Genomic DNA, 17,332 nt, shown 5'->3' on the forward strand with positions numbered 1-17,332 from the left:
CGATGGCGCGCGATGCGCATGGACCGGGTCCAGCCCCACCCGCCGACCCACACCCCCTTCGGCCGACGGGACATCCCACACGGCGATCCCGCCGCCTTCGTCATGACCGCACACGACCGCGGAGACGCCGCCGCCGCCGAATGGCCATGTCACGGCTCCGCCGTCCTCGCCCTGCCCGCCTCCACCGTCGCCCCGTTCGCCCCCGGCGGATCAACAGTCGAGTACGACACCGAAACCACATGCCGCCTCACCCTCGGCGCATGGTCATGGCCAGGACTGGCAGGACTGCTCCTCACCTTCGACGCCGACATCAGCGACATCCAACCGGCCGAACTCCGGCAGGCCCTGCACTCCCTGCGCACCCGGATCGACAAGGGACTCGGATCCGACTGACCTCACCGTTGACCTGCACATCCGGCGTGAAGTGCGGAGGGGATGAACTGGGTGTTCCGTGAGGGGGTTCCCCGGCCTCCAGGCAGGCAGATCACAGACCGAAGCCGGCGCCAACGGCTGTACGGATGTCCCCCAGGGCTATTGCCCTGCCCACAGTTACCTGGAACAGGACAGCACGGAATAAGCCAACAGGATCGTCACCGCCCCCAAAACCGCGACCGGCGGCGAGCCTTTCCCCACCAGCTTGAGCGACGTCCCTGACCAGTACGACTAGGGAAGGTCGCCGATCCTCGTGAGCTCCAGGCCGTTAAGGTGGGCCGTCTGGCCGGAGACCACCACGCTGAGCCGCCCGTCGTTCACCACGACGTCGCCGAAGGTGTGCTTGACCACGGAACGGCTGCCGGCGAGTGCGCCACGGTCCTGGCCCTCGACGGAGAGGTTCGTCCGCGCCGAGCCGAGCAGGTCGCCGACATGGGCGGTCACCGCGTACACGCCGTCGGGAACGTCCGCGGAGAACTCGTACTGCCCGCCGAACAGTGCCACGAAGTCCCGTTGCAGGGCGTCCAGGGCGCTGCCGCGGTCACGGCTGATCATGCCGGTGGTGTCGGTGAAGCCGTAGCCGCGCTCGGCGGTGTAGAGCGTCTCCGGAGTGACCTCGGTGAACCCCTCGTGCACCGGGCTGCCGGCCGGACCGAAGTCGTATCGCTGGTCGGGCACGCCTGTGGTGACCCGCAGCTTGCGCGAAGGTGCCGACTCGCCCGCACCGTTGACGGCGATCACCCGCAGCTCGTACGTGGTTCCCTCCTTCAGACCTCCTATGTCGGCCAGGGGGACGGTGGAGGTCGTCGCCAGGGTGAACTCGGCGCCCTCAACGTGCTTCTCCCTCTTCTGGATCCGGTAGATGTCGGCGCCGTGGACCGCCTTCCAGGTCAGCCGCGCCCCCTCGTTGGTCACGGTCTGCGCCGCCGGGGCAGCCGGCTTCTTCGGGACTCCGGTGGGCGGCGCGGCGTCGACGACGTGCTGCGCCAGCGGCGTGTCCAGCCCGGAGACGTCCTGGGCGACCAGCCGCGCCATCTGGATCGCGCCGTACTCCTGGAAGTGGGTGTCGTCCGCCGTGCCGTCGGGGCGGTTCGGGTACACGCCGGCCGGGACGTGCAGGAAGACGGACTTCGCCTCCTCCGGGCCGATCGTGTCGAGGTAGGCGCGGCTGGAGGCCGAGAGATCGACCAGCGGTACGTTCTCCTCGGCGGCCACCTCCGTCGCCGCCTCGACGTACTCGGGGAAGGAGACGTTGAACTCGCCCGTCGTACTGTTGTAGGAGCGTCGCGAGACGGGTGTGACGACGACGGGGACGGCGCCGCGTTCCCGCGCGCCGCCGATGTAGTCGGTGCGCAGGAACTCCTTGTAGTCCTCGGGCGAGGTGTAGCGCTCGGGGATGCTGACGGAGGCGTCGTTGTGCCCGAACTGGACGAAGAGATAGTCGCCCGGCTCTATCTTGTTCAGGATCGCGTCGAGCCGCCCCTGCTCGATGAAGGTGCGTGAGCTCCGGCCGCCGATGGCGTGGTTCTCCACCGTCACGTCGTCGTCCAGATAGCGGTCGATCACCTGGCCCCAGCCCGCCTGGGGAACCCAGTAGGGGTCATAGCTCTGCACCGTGGAGTCACCGGCGAGGTAGACCGTGATCCCGTCGTCCGCCGAGGCCGAGGCGGGGGCCGCCGGCAGCCAGGCCGCCACGCATGCCGCGGAGGCCAGCGCGGCGAGTGACGCCATGCGTCCGGGCCGGCCGCGTGATCCGGCCGGCGTGAGGGTGGTTCGCTTCATCAGTGACTCCTTAGTGCTGACGATTGGTTGCACCCGAGGCAGCCGCCGGTCGACGCGGACGCGCCGTCTTCTTCCTCTCCGTGGACGTGGACCGGTGGACCAGGACATGGGTGACGGAACCCCGTGGCCGATGGCCGCGGAAAGGGAGCGGTGCACGCGGAGAGGACGCGGCAAGGCCCTCGCAGCTCCCCTCGCTCGACGGTGAGTCGCTGCGATCACCGCCGGCCAGCGGCAAGAACCGGGTCCAGCGGCCGGGAGCCCGGCCGCTGGACGGCCGCTCAGCCGTGCGTCATGACGGGTGACGCACGCTGGTCATCGTGTGTAGCGGATGGCGGGCCGGGCCGGCTGCTTCATGTCCTTGCCGATGAAGTAGCCGGTCCACGGCGGCTGGTTGTAGGCGACGTTCTGCCAGGCGACTCCGAGGCGGTACTGCGGGTCGTGCATCAGGGTGGGCAGCCGCAGGTCCGTCCCGGCGGTCGTGGTGTAGATCCGCAGCGCCGACTCGTCCTGGGCGCGGTAGATCACCTCTTCCCGCCAGTCGCCGTACAGGTCGGCCTGGAGCGCGGGGTTTCCCTTGGTCCAGTTGTTGGTGTACACGCCTTCGGGCTGGAAGACGGTGTTCTGGGTGCCGGTCTGCCCGTCCCACTTGGCGATGTACGGCCGGCCCGCCGGATCCGTCGACTCGTTGAAGTCGTGGTCGAGGATCTCCCGCAGGGGGTCGCCGTCCCACCAGATCATGTGGTTGGCCGAGGGGATGGACGTGCCGAGCAGGGTGCCGTCGGCCGCGCGCAGTTCGCCCTCGCGGGAGTTCCAGGCGCCGGTGGCGGTGACCGCCCAGGCCTCCGCGCCCGGGTGGGCGGGGTCGATGTCACCGGCCGCCGCGCGCCCGATGTCCCGGGTGGCGGGCATGCCGTAGAGGATCTCGCCGGTGGCCGCGTCCCGGAAGGTCGCCCCGCGGCTGCCCGAGGCCGACATCGACTCGTGGGCGGAGAAGACCTCCAGACCGGGGCGGCTCGGGTCGAGGTCGGAGACGTGCAGGGCGTCCCCGTGGCCCAGCTTCGTGTTGTACAGCGGAGAGCCGTCGTCGTCGACGGTCAGCGAGCCGTAGACGATCTCGTCCTTGGCGTCGCCGTCCACGTCCGCGACCGCCAGGTTGTGGTTGCCCTGCCCCTCGTACTCCTTGCCCAGCTCGTCGGAGTCGAACGCCCAGCGCTGCTTCAGCCGCTCGCCGTCGAAGTCGAAGGCGGTCAGGGTGGAGCGGGTGTAGTAGCCGCGGGCGAAGACGACCGAGGGACGCTTGCCGTCCAGGTAGGCGACACCGGCCAGGAAGCGGTCGGCGCGGTTGCCGTAGCAGTCGCCCCACTTGCAGGTGTCGCCCCGCCCCGGCACGTAGTCCACGGTGTCGACCGCGGCGCCGGTCCTGCCGTCGAAGACCGTCAGGTACTCCGGGCCGGACAGCACATAGCCGCTGCTGTTGCGGTGGTCGGCCGCCGGGTCGCCGATCACCGTGCCGGTGCCGTCCACCGTGCCGTCGGCCGTCTTCACGGTCACCTCGGACCGGCCGTCGCCGTCCAGGTCGTAGACCATCAGCTGGGTGTAGTGCGCCCCGGCGCGGATGTTGCGGCCCAGGTCGATGCGCCACAGCTGCTCGCCGTCCAGGGTGTAGGCGTCGAGGTAGACGTTTCCGGTGTAGCCGCTGCGGGAGTTGTCCTGGGCGTTGCTCGGCTCCCACTTCTGCACGATCTCGTACCGGCCGTCACCGTCGAGGTCGCCGACGCTCGCGTCGTTGAGGTGGTAGTCGTACGCCTGCCCGGTCGGCGTGACGCCGCCCGCCGGCCGGTTGACCGGGATCTCCTTGTACTGCTGGGACCAGACGCCGAACGTGGCGGTGCGCTCGGTGACCCGGCCGCCGCGCAGGACCGCCACCCGGTAGACCGAGTCGGCGGTGCCGCGCGGGTCGGTGAGGCTGGTCGCGTCGCGGACCGGGGTGCGGGTGATGCGGCGGCCGTCCCGGTACACGTGGAAGGCGGTGTTCTCCGGGTCCAGGCCGAGCATCCGCCAGCCGACGAAGACCCCGTCCCCGGTCCGCACGGCGACCGGCGCCCGGTCGAGGTTCTCCATCTGGCGCAGCGGGCGGTCCGGCCGGTGGCCGCCGGACGCGGTGGCCGGGCCGGTGAACGCGGTGGCGGCGGTGGCCAGGACGGCGAGGCAAGCGGTGACCAGGCGGGCGCGGGTGCGGCCGGCCCCGGCCGTGGTCCTCGTGGTGCGTCCGGTGCCGTGAACGGTGGATCTCCTGCCCATCCGCATGCTCCTTTGCTCGTCGGACGAGGGGTCCTGTGCATATGAATCGATTCACTGATCGGCCGTCCGAGTCTGGCGATGACCGATCGGCAGGGTCAACCCACGCGTTCGCGCGGGTAGTTTCGAAACATTGCGTGTCGGGATCGGCATCCGACGTCGCGGTGCGGCCTACATGACGACGTTCGGCCGGCCGACCGCTGCCTTGCCTCACACCTGTCCGCCGCGTGACGGTGCGTGCCCGCTCAGGGCGCCGTGCGGAACGTGTGCGTGCCGCCCCCGACGGTGCGCGCGGTGCCGTCCGGAAGGACCACATCGGCCTCGATCCCCTCCGGGACCTCGACGTGGTCTCGATGCCGGAGCCGGTGCGCCGCCACCCGGACTCGACCCGCCCGTGCGCAGTCCTCAGGCTCGCCCTGGCCCAGTCGAGGCCGGGCCCCGGGGGTCGGAGCCAGGCGGAGGCGGGCGTATCCGGGTTCGGCCGGACGGGTACCGGCGACCGCCTTGTGGAGCCAGTCCACCACGGCACCGAAGGCGTAGTGGTGGAAGCTGGTCGTCTCCCCCGGGTTGACGGTGCCGTCGGGGAGCATCGAGTCGAGTCCCAGCGCTCCCAGATGGGGGTCGCCCCCGTCGTCACCGGGTGCAGCCACGACGGACGTCTCTCCTCCAGCAGCAGGCGGTACGCCTCCTCGACGTGGCCGTTCTCCGACAGGGCCCAGGTGACGAACGGCGTGCCCGCGAAACCGGTGGTCACGCGGTAGTCCGCCTGCCGGACCAGTACGGCGAGGCGGGAGGCGGCCGCCCCGCGCTCCGTCTCCTCCAGCAGGCCGAAGCGGACCGCGAGCGCGTAGACCGTCGCGCAGTCCGAGCGGATGCGGCCACCGCCGTCCGTCACGTAGTGGCGGCGGAAGGCGTCCTTCGTCCGCCCGGCCAGCCGCGGCCAGCGGTCGGCGTCCGCCTTCTCGTCCAGCAGCCGGGCGGCTTGCGCGGTGCAGGCCGCCGAACGGTACAGGCAGGCCGTGGCGACGACGGCGGGGTCCGCCTCGGCCGCCTGCGGCTCGTCGGGCGGGGCGTCCGGGTCGAACCAGTCGCCGGACCGGAAGCCCTGGTCCCACAGACCGGCCGGGGAGCGGGAAGAGAGGACGGACTCCAGGTGGAGGACCGGTCGCGTCGCCCGAGGCGCCGCTCTCCTCGACCTCACGCGACGGATCGATGAACCGACTCGATCACGCGGGCCCGGTGCTCGTGCGAGTCTGCGGCGAGACCTTCCGGCCTCGGTCCGGCGCCGGTTCGGCCGGTACCGGCAGCCCGGTGGAACCGGCTCCCGGCAGATCGTCCGCAGGGACCGGCTCAGGGCTCTCGGCGCTCTCGGCGCTCTCGGCGCTCTCGCCGAGGAAGCCGCCCGACTGGTGCTGCCACAGTTTGGCGTAGGCGCCGCCCGCGGCGAGCAGTTCCCCGTGGGCGCCCTGCTCGACCACGCTCCCCCGGTCGAGGACGACGAGACGGTCCATGCCGGCCACGGTGCTCAGGCGGTGGGCGACCACCAGCGCCGTACGTCCGTCCATCAGCCGCCACAGGGCGTCCTGGACGAGGATCTCGCTCTCCGAGTCCAGGGCGCTGGTCGCCTCGTCGAGCAGCAGGATCGGGGCGTCGCGGAGGATCGCCCTGGCAAGGGCGACCCGTTGGCGCTGGCCGCCCGACAGCTTCACTCCCCTCTCCCCCACCAGGGTGGCGAAGCCCTCGGGGAGCTGGTCGGCGAACTCCGTGACGTGCGCGGCCGCGGCCGCCGCGTGGATCTCCTCGTCGGTGGCGCCGGGCCGGGCGAAGGCGATGTTGTCCCGCAGGCTGCGGTGGAACATCGCGGGGTCCTGCGGGACGTAGGCGATCAGTGAGCGCAGGTCGGCCTGGCGCAGCCGGCTGATGTCCTGACCGCCGATCAGGACGCGTCCGGCGTCGATGTCCGCCATCCGCAGCAGGAGCCGGGTGAGTGTGGTCTTGCCGCCGCCCGACCTGCCGACCAGACCGATCCGTGCGCCGCCGGGCACGTCCAGGTCGAGGCCCTGGAAGATCGGCTTCGCACCCGCGTGGGCGAAGGTCACCGCCTCGAAGCGGATGCCGGTGTCCCGCGGCGCGAGCGGTTCGGGTTCCGCCGCGTCCAGCACGGTGGGCGGGTCCAGCAGCAGCTCCGTGAACTGCGCGGCCTCGGTCATCGAGCTCTCCAGCCGCCGGTAGATCTGGTTGAACTCGAACATGATCTGGGTCGCGTTGGAGTAGTAGGTGAAAGCGATGATGATCTCCTCCACTCCCTGGCCCGGGCCACCGAAGGCGATGGCGACCAACAGGCCCAGCACGTTGGTCAGCACGGACATGGGAGCGATCAGAGTGTCGACGCGCAGATTGCCGTAGTCCCATGACTTCAGCGTCAGACGCCGCGACTCCGCGACGCGGCGGCGGTGTTCGTCGGCCTCCCGCTGCTCGGCGGCGAACGCCCGGATGGTCTCCATGTTCATGAGGCTGTCGGCGACGTGGCCGGAGACCCGGGCGATCGCCGCCTCACGGTCGTGGACGAGCGCCTGACGGCGGCGGATCAGCGGGGTGGCGCCCACCACGGTCAGTGCGATCATCAGGACGAGTCCGGCCACGAGCATCGGTTCGTAGTGCCACAGCACCACGGCGCCGAACACCAGCGGCACCAGACTGCCCACGATCCGGTACGTCACCGTGTCGACGAAGTCCTCGAAGCGCCTGCCGAAGCTCAGCACCCGTTTGGTCAGGGAGCCGGCGAAGTTGTCGTGGAAGAACGCCACGTCCCGGGCGAAGAGTTCGTCCATGCCGATCACGTACAGGTGCTCCATGCCGAGGGCGTCCACGCGGTTCAGGCAGTGCTGCCCGATCCGCCACACGGTCTCGGCGAGCAGCAGCACCGCGCCGAAGCCCAGCACGTACGGCAGTGCCGAGGCGAGGGTGAGACCACCGTCGTCGGCGGCCTGCCCCGCCAGTCGGGCGACCAGCAGGGGGGCGACGTAGCGGATGCCGGTGGTGCCCACGGCCGGCAGCAGCAGCGCGGGCAGGGCCAGCCGTCGTAGTCGGAACAGTTCCCGGACGTATCGGCGCAGTGCGAGAAGGACCGCGCTCCTGCCCGGCATCGGCCCGTGCGTATCTGTTGTACCCATCACGCTCCCGGAGGTCGGAACTCGGGAGTTTCCCGTCGGGAGAGGCCACGGGTCCAGGCATTTAGCGCGGACGGGCGAGAACCGGACACCGCCGCCCGCACATCGCGCCCGAGTCGGCGCCGCGACGCCACGCCGCAGCACCACGGTCAGCTGTCAGGTCAGCGAGGCGGTACGGACCGCGCGACGAAGCGGGCAAGCGCCTCGGCGGCGCCGCGGGGCAGGCCGGCGACCGTCGCCTCCGGCAACGTGGTGATCACGGCCCGCAGCCGCGCGCCCGGCTCCGGCAGCAGGTCCCAGGCCGCCGCAGGGGCATCGACGGCGGCGAGCAGCAGGTCGCCCTCGTAGAAGCAGGCGTCGAGCAGCGGGTCCTCGATCAGCAGGCGCACGGCGAGTGGGAGGACGTAGGGCAGCGCCACCCGCTGGGACAGGAGAGTACGCAGATCCGCCGGCCCGAGTGCGCCCAGGGGCACACGCCGCAGCTCGTGCACGGTGCGCACCAACCGGGTCGCGTCAGCGGCAGGAGGGGCCCACCGGGGCGGGTCCAGCTCATCGAGCGTGCGGTCGAGGTGCAGCAGATGGTCCATGGGTTCATCCTCACCGGCACGGGCCAGGGCTCTCGGGCTCGGGTCGCCGGAGGGGCCGGGGCACATCAGCCCGCGGCTGTCCGGGGTGGGCGGCGGAGACGGCCAGGGGCAGGGGACAGTTCCTCCCGGTCGTTCAGATGAACGTTCGATCTGGTTCTTGCCGCGGCTGGTCGGAATCGGTCCGGTCCGCACCCCTTTTATGCCGCCTTCGGACTGACGGAGTCGATCGCACGCCGGGACAACTACTGTGATTCCCCTCACGGCTGGCTTGCTCTCGAGAAGAGGCGCGATCAGTGAAGGCCGAGTGGTACCGCGGGGGCCTGCCCATCGAGGTGACGAGTTTCATCGGCCGTGCCGAGGAGATCGAGACGGCCACGCAGCTGTTGAACAGGGCACGCCTGGTCACCTTCCTCGGCCCCGGAGGCGTCGGCAAGACCAGGACCGCGCTGCGCGTCGCCGCCCGGCTCGGGGAGGAACTCGCGGACGGTGTCTGCATGGTGCCGCTGTCGGCCCTGAAGGACCCCGGACTGCTGGCGCACTCGGTGTCGGCCGCCCTGAACCTGCCGGAGCAGACGGACCGCTCGCAGATCGACACGCTGGTGGACCACCTGAAGGACCGCGAACTGCTGGTGGTGCTGGACACCTGCGAGCACATCGTGGACGCCTGCGGCATGCTCGCCGACATCCTGCTGCGCGGCACACCGTCGGTGCGGATCCTGGCGACCAGCCGTGAGCCCCTGGCCGTGCCCGGCGAGCACACCTTTCCCATCATGCCGCTGGCGGTGCCGGGCGAGGAGGACGAGCACCCCGCCGACACCGACGCCATGCGGCTGTTCGCCGACCGGGCGACGGCCGTGGTCCCCGGGTTCGCGCTGACCGACGGCAACCGCGCGGCCGTCGCCGCCCTGACCCGGCGGCTGGACGGCATCCCGCTGGCCCTCGAACTGGCGGCGGTGCGGCTGCGCGCCCTGTCGCTGGAGCAGATCGTGGTCCGCCTCAGCAGCCGGTTCCGCCTGCTCACCGGAGGCAGCAGGGTGGCACTGCCGCGGCACGCGACGCTGCGCACGGCGATCGACTGGAGCCACGACCTGTGCTCGCCGCAGGAACGGCTGCTGTGGGCCCGGCTGTCGGTGTTCGCCGGCGACTTCGACCTGGCGGCCGTGGAGGCGGTCTGCTCCGACGACGCGCTGCCCGCCGAGGAGATCGTCGAGTATCTGATCGGGCTGGTCGACAAGTCGGTGGTGCTGCGCGGCGACGATGCGGACGGGGTCCGGTACCGGCTGCTGGACACCCTGCGCGAGTACGGGGCCGAGCGACTGGCCGAGCACGGCGACGGGCGGGCCGTGCAGGTGCGCCACCGGGACCACTACCTGGAGCTGGCCCGCTGGTTCGAGGCCGAGTGGGCCGGCGACGAGCAGATGCCCCGCTTCCACCGGCTCCTGCGTGAGCGCGCGAACCTGCGGGTGGCGCTGGAGTTCTCCTTCTCCGCGCCGGAGGAGGCCCACGCCGGCCTGACGCTGGCCACGACGCTGTGGGCGTTCTGGTTCTGCGCCGCGCGGTTGTCGGAGGGACGCTACTGGCTGCACAAAGGGCTGGAGCTGGTGCCCGAACCGGTCGCCGAACGCTCCGTGGCGCTGCGGTACGCCGGCTGGTACGCCGCCGTCCAGGGCGGTCATTCCCCCGGGCTGCCGCTGCTGCTGACCGAGGCCTGCGACATCGCCGAACAGCTCGGAGACGAGCAGTTGCACGCCCATGCCCAGGCGATCCTGGGCTGCGTCCACATGATGATGGGCCGTCCCGAGGCGGCCGTGGAGCTGTACGAGGCCGCCCACGTCAAGCTGCGCGAGCTCGACGACCGGGTCGGCATCCTCATGTACGGCTACCATCTCGGCTTCCTGCACATGATGCTGGGAGACCTGGAGACCGCGTGCGCGGATTTCGACGTCACGCTGTCCATGGTGGAAGGCACCGAGGAACGCTGGAACCGGGGCTGGGCCTGTTGCCACAAGGCGGTGACACTGTGGCTGATGGGCGACCGCGAGGAGTGTGCCCGGCTCGCCCGCATCGGGGTCCGCTGCAAGTACGACCTGGAGGACCACCTCTGCATCGCGCACTGTCTGGAGCCCCTGGCCTGGATCGCCGCCGAAGAGCCCGAGCACTGCCGGCAGGCGGCATGGCTGCTGGGCGCCATCTCCGGCCTCTACCGCAAGTGCGGTGCCGCCCCGCTGTTCGGCGTGCCCATGCTCCAGGAGTTCCAGTACGCGGCCGAACGGCGGGCCCGGCAGGTCCTGGGCGACGCCGTGTACGAGGCGGCCTTCCGCAGCGGCGCCGCCGCCCCGGTGGACGAGGTGGTCGCCGACGCGACCGGTGAGAAGCCCCGGCCGGCGCCCGCCGCCGAGCCCGAGGAGCAGGACACGCCGCTGGGCGTGCTGACCCGTCGGCAGCGCCAGGTCGCCGTGCTGGTCGCCGAGGGCCTGTCGAACCGGCAGATCGCCGACAAGCTGGTCATCTCCAAGCGCACCGCCGACGCGCACGTCGAGCAGATCCTGACCAAGCTCGGCTTCTCCTCCCGGGCCCAGATCGCCGCCCTGGTGGGCGAGGCCGGCGGCAGCACCCGGCAGCCCGGCCTCGACGACGTCGCCGGGCCGGTCGGCTGAGCCCGACGCGGTCCCTACCTAGCGCGCGCTCCCGGCGCTACCTACGCCGCGGCGCCGCCCCCCGCCGACGGCCGGGCACCGACATCGGTATTACGGATCCGTACATGTCCCGATGGCGCCGCCGCAACCGTACGAGAGCCTCTTCGCACGGGGGATACGGCGGTATCGGAGGGATCACGGTGCGAACGACGATGTGGCACGCCGAGCCGACCGCAGGAGTGATCGGGCGGACTCGGGAACTGACGCAAGTGGAGCGGCTGCTGCGCCGCCGGGCACGGGTGGTCACGGTCACCGGCCCGCCCGGAGCGGGGAAGTCCACCGTGGCCGCCGTGGCGGCGTCGCGGCCGGGGCGGGACGTCTACGTCGAACGCTTCCGACCGAGCTGGGAGGAGATCCAGGACCCCGAGGTGGTCCCGCATGTAGTGGCGGACGCGCTGCGGACGCCCGACGACTGCACGCTCAGTCGGCTGGAGATGCTGCTGGACACGCTGGAGGGCCGGTCGCTGCTTCTGGTGCTGCATGACTGCGACCATCTGATCGGCGGCGTCACGGAACTGGTGAACGCGGTCGTCGGCCACTGCCGCGAAGTGGACTTCCTCGTCTCGGCCAGGCAGCCGCTGCACGTCCCCGGCGAGCAGATCGTGGTCCTTCCCCCGCTGGCTCCGGCCGCCGCACTGGCGCTGTTCACCGCGGTGGCCCGGGAGACCGCACCGCCCCTCCCGCAGACCGAGCACGACCAGGCCCTCGTCGCCGAGGTGTGCGAGCTGCTGGACCGGCTTCCGCTGGCCGTCGAACTGGCGGCGCGCAGCCTCTCCGACATGTCGCTGGAGCAACTGGCCGAGCTGGTACGGACGCGCTGCCTGACGCTCGGCGCCTACCTCCCCCTCACCAACGGGCGTCCGCTGCACCATGTCACGCTGGCCAACGCCATCAGCTGGAGCCACGAGCTGTGCACGCCGCCACAGCGGCTGCTGTGGGCCCGGCTGTCGGCCTTCGACGGCGGCTTCGGGACTGCCGAGGCCGTCGCCCGGTGCGCCGACGAACTGCTTCCGCCCGCCACCGTCGCCGACGGCGCCGCCCAGCTCCTCGACCGGTCCCTCCTGCTCGCCGACCGGCCCGGGGCCGGTCAGGCCCGCTATCGCATGCCCCGCACCATCCGGGCCTACGGGGCCACGATGCTGCGGTACCTCGGCGAGGCCGGGTAGCCGGATCGAGCCGGCCGGCCGGGGCGCAGCCGTGGCCTCGGCGGCGGGCCGGAGAGCGGGCAGGCCGGTGAGGGTGCCCCTGGTGTCCGGACCGAGGGCCTGGCGGACGGCGGTGACGGAGGCCGAAGCCGGTGCCGAGGCGGACGCTGCGGCCGGGCGGACGCTGCGGCCGTACGACACGGGCGGCATCGGACCAGCCGGTGCCGAACGACTGATTCCTCGATACCCCAGCGGGTATCCGATGCGGGCGGAGCGCCATCCGGCGACGGGGCGCCCTCTCTCCGGAATACCCCCCGGGGTACTGCTGTTAGGGTGAGTGTCAGATACCCCCGGGGGTACATCACCCGCTCAAGAGGAGTCGTAGTCGTGTTCTTCGTCGACACCCTGGAAATCGAGGGCCTGGGCAACCGCAGCTACCTGGCCGGCGGACCCGGTGCCGCGCTGGTGGTGGACCCGCCCCGCGACATCGAGCAGGTCGTCGCCGCGGCGGCGCGGCGCGGGGTGCGCATCGCCTTCGTGGCCGAGACGCACCTGCACAACGACTACGTCACCGGCGGGCTGGAGCTGGCCCGCGTGACCGGGGCCCGCTACCTGGTGCCGGCCGGGGCGTCGGTCGCCTTCGCCCGCACCCCGGTCGCCGACAGTGACGCGTTCGAGGTGGACGAGCACCTGGTGCTGCGGGCGATCGCCACCCCCGGTCACACCCCCCACCACACCTCGTACGTCCTGGAGGAGGACGGCCGGGCGGTGGCGGCGTTCACCGGCGGATCGCTGCTGATCGGCACCGTGGGCCGGCCCGACCTGGTCGAGCCGCGGCTGACCGAGCGGCTGGCCCGCGCCCAGCACGCCTCCGCCCACCGTCTGGCCGACACACTGGACGACGAGGTGCCGGTGCTGCCCACCCACGGCTTCGGCAGCTTCTGTTCCTCCGCGCAGGCGGCAGGAGAGTCGACCACGATCGGACAGGAGCGCCGGACCAATGACGCGCTGACGAAGGACGTGGACACCTTCGTCGCCGGCATGATCGCCGCACTGGACGACGTGCCCGCCTACTACACGCACATGGGCCCGGCCAACGCCGCCGGCCCCGCCCCGGTCGACCTCACCCCGCCCCGGCAGGCGGACGCCGAGCAGATCGCCGCCCGGCTGGCCGCGGGAGAGTGGGTGGTGGACCTGCGCAACCGGGTCGCCTTCGCCCAGGGACATGTGGCCGGCTCCTTCAACTTCGAGGGCAGCGGCCGGCTCGCCACCTATCTGGCCTGGCTGATCCCCTGGGGCAAGCCCGTCACCCTGCTCGCCGAGACGCCCGAGCAGATCACGGCCGCGCAGCGGGAGCTGGCCCGGGTCGGCATCGACCGCCCGGCCGCCGCCGCCACCGGCGACCCGGCCGGCTGGGTCCGTGCGGGCGAGCGACTCGCCTCCTTCCCGCGCGCCCGCTTCGCCGACCTCGCCGCGGTGCGCGGGCGCGGCGAGCAGGTGGTGGTGCTGGACGTGCGCCGCGCCGCCGAGCGGGCGGGCGGGTTCGTCGACGGCTCGGTCCACATCCCGGTCCACGAGCTGCCCGGCCGCGTCGACGAGGTGCCCGACGGGGTGGTGTGGGTGCACTGCGCCGGCGGGATGCGCGCGGCGATCGCCGCGTCCCTGCTCGATGCCGTCGGCCGCGACGTGGTCGCCGTCGACGACGGCTTCGACGCCGCCACCGCGGCGGGCCTCACCCTCACCCGGCCCGGCCACGCCGGCTGAACGACCTGCCCCGCACCACCCGCACGGAGTGACCCGACGATGTTCTCGCTTTTCCGCCGTGGGGCCGACCGCCTCACCCCACGGCAGGCCCACCGGCAGACCGGTGCCGGGCAGGCCGTCCTGCTGGACGTCCGCGAACTGCCGGAGTGGCAGGCCGGGCACGCGCCCGGCGCGCTGCACCTGCCGCTGAGCCGCCTGGCGGCGGGGGCGGCTCTTCCCCGGGCCGCCCAAGGCAGGCCGGTGGTCACCATCTGCCGCTCCGGCAACCGCTCCCGCACAGCCGCCGGCCTCCTGGCCGCCCGCGGTACGGAGGCCACCGATGTCGTCGGCGGCATGACCGCCTGGGCCCGCGCGGGCCTGCCGGTCACCGGGGACGGCGGCACCAGCGGCGGCGACGCGTGAGCGCGCTGGTCCTGGCCCTGGCCGCCGGTGCCGCGGTCGGGCTCGCGCTCGGCGCGCTCGGCGGGGGCGGCAGCGTCCTGGCGGTGCCCGCGCTGATCTACCTGCTCGGCTTCACCCCGGCCGCCGCCACCACGGCCGGCCTGATCATCGTCACCGCCACCTCGCTCACCGCCCTGTACGCCCATGCCCGGGCCGGAACCGTGCGCTGGAAGGCGGGGACGCTGTTCGCGGCGGCCGGGCTGGTGCCGGCCGCCGTGGCGGGCGCCGCGGCGGCGCACCTGCCGCAGGCCCTCCTGACCGCCGCGTTCGCCGTCGTCGCCGCCCTGGCCGCGGTGCGTATGCTCCGCCCCGCCCGTACGACGGACGGTCACGGGCGGCGCACGGTGCGCCCGGCCCGTGCGGCCCGGGCGGCCCGTGCGGCCCGGGCCGGTGCGGGACTGGGGGCGCTGACCGGACTGCTCGGCGTCGGCGGCGGCTTCCTGGCCGTACCCGCGCTGGTGACGGTGCTGGCGTTCGAGATGCAGGCCGCCGTCGGCACCAGCCTGCTGGTCATCTCGGCGAACTCGCTCGCCTCCCTGGCCACCCGCGGCGCCACCACCGCCGGGCTCGACTGGGCGCTGATCGGCCCCTTCACCGGGGCGGCGATCCTCGGCGCCTGGGACGGCAAGCGCCTGGCCGCCAAGGTCACCGGCACCCTGCTGCGGCGCACCTTCGCGATCGTGCTGCTGGCCGTCGCGGCTTTCATGCTCGTCGACGCCTTCGCCTGAGCCGAGAGGCACGGTGCGTGGCACCGGCAGCTCAGGCCAGCGACAGGAACAGCTTCTCCAGCCGGGCGCGCATCTGTTCCCGGTCCTCCGGGGCGGCCATGTCCTCGTCGGTCAGGCAGCGCTGCAGACCGGTGGCGATGATCGCGAAGCCCGCCTTGTCCAGGGCCCGGGAGGCGGCCGCCAGCTGGGTGACCACGTCCTCGCAGTCCCGCCCCTCCTCGATCATCTTGATCACACCGGCGATCTGGCCCTGCGCCCTGCGCAGCCGGTTGACCACCGTCTTCAGTTCCTCGGCCGCCATCGACAGATCCACAGCCCACACTCCTTCGCAGATACCCCCGCGGGTACCCTACCGAAGGGGGTAACCCATGAAGAGCAAAGGAAAGTCCCCGTGTCACCCAACACCTCCCTCACCACCTCCCTCACCGTCGCCCAGGCCCACGCCCGCCTCGCCGAGCTGACCGTCATCGACGTGCGCACCCCCGGCGAGTACGCCTCCGGCCATCTGCCCGGCGCCCACAACATCCCCCTGGACCACCTGGACGCGGCCCTGCCCGCCCTGAAGAGCGCCGCCGGCCGCGGCGGCCTCCTCCTCGTGTGCGCCTCCGGCGCCCGCTCCGGCCAGGCCCGCGAGCGCCTGGCCCGGCACGGCGTCACCGCCGTCGGCCTCACCGGTGGCACCACCGCCTGGACACAGCTCGGCCACGACGTCGAGCGCCCCGCCGGTACCCGCGCCGTGTGGGCGATGGAGCGCCAGGTCCGCCTGGCCGCCGGCTCCCTCGTCCTGACCGGCCTGCTCACCGGCCGGCGCCGACCCGCCGCCCGCTGGCTTTCCGCGGGCGTCGCCGGCGGTCTGGTCCTCTCCGCCCTCACCGACACCTGCGGCATGGCCAGGATTCTCGCCAAGCTTCCCCACAACCGGCCCAGGGCCACCGACCTCGACGCCACGCTCGCCGCCCTGACCCGCTGACACCGCGGGCTCGCAAGGCACGGCTCACGGCGCCCCGCCGGGCGTTCGCACCGGCGGCCGGGCGACGTGACGGCGGTGCACGGTCGGCCGTCCTGCGCGGTGACGGCAGCGTCCTTCGACAACGGCCGCCTCCTGGACGACGGCCGCCTCCTGGCGGAAGGAGGAGTTCCACGCCGTACCGCACGCAGTGCGTCGCGAGCCGGTCCCGCGCCGGCTTCGGTACGCGATCCAGCGGCCCGCACATCGATGGAGCCCGGCCCGACGCGAGCGGTGCACGTACCGCGAACGGCTGGGCCCCGGGCCGGATCGGTGCCGACGAGCCGTCCTGCCGACGACGTACCGGATACCACCGTGCCACGGCCGGCCTCTGCGGCAGACGTGCGACGGACAGGGCGGCAAGCAGTGGTCTGTCAGGTGCTCAAGACGCTCAAGGTGCTCAAGCGTCCAGGGCATCGGGGGCGTCGGGGTCCCGGTCCGTCGGGCAGCCGGCCACCGCTGCCCCGGCGACCGGCCGGGGCCGCCCGGCTGGACGCCGGTAATCGCCCACCGGACTTGACTGTGCTCCTATGCGGCGTAGAAATTCAGCGGCGGTCCGGCGACGAGTGGAGCTCAGGTGATCCGTGTACTGGTGGTCGACGACGAGGCTCTGATCCGCACGGGCGTTCAGCGCATCCTCGACTGCGTGCACGACATCGAGGTCACGGCCGCGGTCCCCGGCGGACAGGCCCTCCGGGCCGCGCAGGAGGCACGTCCGGATGTCGTGCTGCTCGACATCCGGATGCCGGACGTGGACGGGCTGACCGTCCTCGCCTCGCTCCGCCGGCTGCCGCACCCGCCGGTGGTGGCCATGCTCACCACGTTCGACATGGACGAATGTGTGACGACCGCCCTGCGTGCGGGAGCCGCCGGATTCCTCCTCAAGGACACCGACCCGCAGCAACTGCCCTACCTGATCCGCCAGCTGGCCGACGGCGGCGTCGTACTGGCCTCCCAGGTCGCCCGCACCGTCGTGAACGGCTACCTGAACGGCAGCCCGCACACCTCCGACCACCGCATCGCCCAGCTGACCGACCGCGAGCGTGCCGTTCTCCGCCTCATCGCGGAAGGGCTCTCCAACACCGACATCGGTGCCCGGCTGTACCTGAGCACCGGCACGGTCAAGGACCACGTGAGCGCCCTGCTCGCCAAGCTCGGGGTGGGCAACCGCATCCAGGCGGCCCTGCTCGCCGAACGGGCCGGGCTGCTCCGCCCGCCACTGGACCCCGGGCAGGACGCATGAACCCCGAAGGCCGTCACGCCCGGTCGGCTCCCACCGGGGC

At 72.4% G+C, this 17,332-nt stretch carries 13 protein-coding genes and 2 pseudogenes; 8 read left to right on the forward strand and 7 right to left on the reverse strand.

Annotated elements, in window-relative coordinates:
• Nucleotides 1-393 (forward strand): annotated as a pseudogene (locus tag IE242_RS35030) (transcriptional regulator); the annotation flags it as partial.
• A gap of 270 nt (nt 394-663) precedes the next feature.
• Here the strand turns inward: IE242_RS35030 and IE242_RS35035 are convergent.
• The 6 genes and pseudogenes from IE242_RS35035 to IE242_RS35055 form a co-directional block, all read right to left on the reverse strand.
• Nucleotides 664-2,214 carry a GDSL-type esterase/lipase family protein gene (locus IE242_RS35035; protein ID WP_189866733.1) on the reverse strand — a complete coding sequence of 517 codons (1,551 nt, stop codon included), beginning with the start codon at nt 2,212-2,214 and terminating at the stop codon, nt 664-666.
• A gap of 312 nt (nt 2,215-2,526) precedes the next feature.
• Nucleotides 2,527-4,515, reverse strand: coding sequence for a rhamnogalacturonan lyase (locus tag IE242_RS35040; RefSeq protein ID WP_189866735.1), 1,989 nt, complete (start codon nt 4,513-4,515; stop codon nt 2,527-2,529).
• A 242-nt stretch (nt 4,516-4,757) separates the two neighbouring features.
• The gene (locus IE242_RS38350; protein ID WP_229859873.1) at nt 4,758-5,162 is read right to left on the reverse strand and encodes an alpha-L-rhamnosidase C-terminal domain-containing protein; all 405 of its coding nucleotides are present in this window, start codon (nt 5,160-5,162) and stop codon (nt 4,758-4,760) included.
• Nucleotides 5,162-5,713: pseudogene (locus IE242_RS39375) on the reverse strand (alpha-L-rhamnosidase-related protein); the annotation flags it as partial. The gene IE242_RS38350 and the pseudogene IE242_RS39375, both read right to left, overlap by 1 nt.
• A 25-nt stretch (nt 5,714-5,738) precedes the next feature.
• Nucleotides 5,739-7,685: an ABC transporter ATP-binding protein gene (locus IE242_RS35050; RefSeq protein ID WP_189866737.1), complete on the reverse strand. Its 1,947-nt coding sequence runs from the start codon at nt 7,683-7,685 to the stop codon at nt 5,739-5,741.
• 158 nt (nt 7,686-7,843) lie between these two features.
• A complete protein-coding gene (locus IE242_RS35055) occupies nt 7,844-8,269 on the reverse strand; it encodes a contact-dependent growth inhibition system immunity protein (protein WP_189866739.1) in 426 nt (141 codons plus the stop codon).
• 293 nt (nt 8,270-8,562) lie between these two features.
• Here IE242_RS35055 and IE242_RS35060 point away from each other — a divergent pair, with 293 nt between their 5' ends.
• The 5 genes from IE242_RS35060 to IE242_RS35080 all read left to right on the forward strand — a co-directional run bounded on the left by IE242_RS35060 (nt 8,563) and on the right by IE242_RS35080 (nt 15,043).
• A complete protein-coding gene (locus IE242_RS35060) occupies nt 8,563-10,926 on the forward strand; it encodes an ATP-binding protein (RefSeq protein WP_189866741.1) in 2,364 nt (787 codons plus the stop codon).
• Nucleotides 10,927-11,105: 179 nt separating this feature from the next.
• On the forward strand, nt 11,106-12,131 hold the full coding sequence (locus IE242_RS35065) for an ATP-binding protein (RefSeq protein WP_189866743.1): 1,026 nt from the start codon (nt 11,106-11,108) through the stop codon (nt 12,129-12,131).
• A 366-nt stretch (nt 12,132-12,497) separates the two neighbouring features.
• Nucleotides 12,498-13,874, forward strand: coding sequence for an MBL fold metallo-hydrolase (locus IE242_RS35070; RefSeq protein WP_189866745.1), 1,377 nt, complete (start codon nt 12,498-12,500; stop codon nt 13,872-13,874).
• Nucleotides 13,875-13,913: 39 nt separating this feature from the next.
• Entirely contained in the window at nt 13,914-14,276 is a 363-nt protein-coding gene (locus tag IE242_RS35075) for a rhodanese-like domain-containing protein (protein ID WP_189866747.1), read from the forward strand.
• A complete protein-coding gene (locus IE242_RS35080; protein ID WP_189866749.1) occupies nt 14,273-15,043 on the forward strand; it encodes a sulfite exporter TauE/SafE family protein in 771 nt (256 codons plus the stop codon). The genes IE242_RS35075 and IE242_RS35080 overlap by 4 nt, the downstream gene beginning before the upstream one ends.
• 31 nt (nt 15,044-15,074) lie before the next feature.
• On the opposite strand, the gene IE242_RS35085 is transcribed toward IE242_RS35080, so the two are convergent.
• Nucleotides 15,075-15,356: a metal-sensitive transcriptional regulator gene (locus IE242_RS35085; RefSeq protein ID WP_189866751.1), complete on the reverse strand. Its 282-nt coding sequence runs from the start codon at nt 15,354-15,356 to the stop codon at nt 15,075-15,077.
• A 78-nt stretch (nt 15,357-15,434) separates the two neighbouring features.
• On the opposite strand from IE242_RS35085, the gene IE242_RS35090 reads away from it, so the two are divergent.
• Nucleotides 15,435-16,013: a rhodanese-like domain-containing protein gene (locus IE242_RS35090; RefSeq protein ID WP_189866753.1), complete on the forward strand. Its 579-nt coding sequence runs from the start codon at nt 15,435-15,437 to the stop codon at nt 16,011-16,013.
• Nucleotides 16,014-16,626: 613 nt separating this feature from the next.
• Nucleotides 16,627-17,292 (forward strand): response regulator, encoded by a 666-nt coding sequence (locus tag IE242_RS35095; RefSeq protein ID WP_189866755.1) that lies wholly within the window; start codon nt 16,627-16,629, stop codon nt 17,290-17,292.
• The last annotated feature ends 40 nt before the right edge of the window (nt 17,293-17,332 follow it).

Origin of the sequence: Streptomyces poonensis, from assembly GCF_014650915.1 — a bacterium.
Lineage (GTDB): Bacteria > Actinomycetota > Actinomycetes > Streptomycetales > Streptomycetaceae > Streptomyces > Streptomyces poonensis.

Coding starts and splice junctions, on each gene's coding strand:
- IE242_RS35035 (WP_189866733.1), bottom strand. CDS start 2,214: ATGAAGCGAACCACCCTCACGCCGGCCGGATCACGCGGCCGGCCCGGA.
- IE242_RS35040 (WP_189866735.1), bottom strand. CDS start 4,515: ATGGGCAGGAGATCCACCGTTCACGGCACCGGACGCACCACGAGGACC.
- IE242_RS35050 (WP_189866737.1), bottom strand. CDS start 7,685: ATGGGTACAACAGATACGCACGGGCCGATGCCGGGCAGGAGCGCGGTC.
- IE242_RS35055 (WP_189866739.1), bottom strand. CDS start 8,269: ATGGACCATCTGCTGCACCTCGACCGCACGCTCGATGAGCTGGACCCG.
- IE242_RS35075 (WP_189866747.1), top strand. CDS start 13,914: ATGTTCTCGCTTTTCCGCCGTGGGGCCGACCGCCTCACCCCACGGCAG.